This is a genomic window from Enterobacter sp. J49, assembly GCF_002148625.1.
GTDB classification, from domain to species: Bacteria; Pseudomonadota; Gammaproteobacteria; order Enterobacterales; family Enterobacteriaceae; genus Enterobacter; species Enterobacter ludwigii.
In genome coordinates, this window is sequence record NZ_MWPY01000047.1 from 1 (window position 1) to 456 (window position 456).

Consider the following 456-nt stretch of genomic DNA (forward strand, 5'->3'; position numbering starts at 1 on the left):
TGCTGGCGTTAAGCGGGATCGTCGCCGCCCGCTTCGCCACCAACAACAGCGGATTGGCTATCGGCGACACCGCGACCGCCGTCATGGCGCCGCTGATTGTGGCACTCGGTATCGGTATCGTCTGTGGCCTGGTAAACGGCACCGTGTTAGCCCGTTATCGGCTGCAGCCGTTTATCGTCACCATGGGCATGCTCTCCGCGGCGCGCGGTTTAACCATGCTGACCACCAACGGCAATCCGGTATCGCAATTGAACAGCGATTTCCGCTGGTTAGGCAATGGCTATGTCGGCGGCGTTCCGGTGCCCGTCATCATCTTCATCGTGCTGTTCGCCCTCGCCTGGCTCGTGCTGAATAAAACCCTCTTCGGGCGTTACATCTACGCCGTCGGCGGCAACCCGAAGAGCGCGCGCACCTCGGGGATTAACGTGACCCGCATCAAAATACTGGTGTATACGC

Annotated in this window: 1 protein-coding gene; it reads left to right on the forward strand. The window is 60.3% G+C overall.

The annotated features are described in order from the left end of the window. Nucleotides 1-456 (forward strand): ABC transporter permease (locus BJP35_RS23830; protein ID WP_143349645.1); only part of this gene is annotated, 456 nt, incomplete at both ends.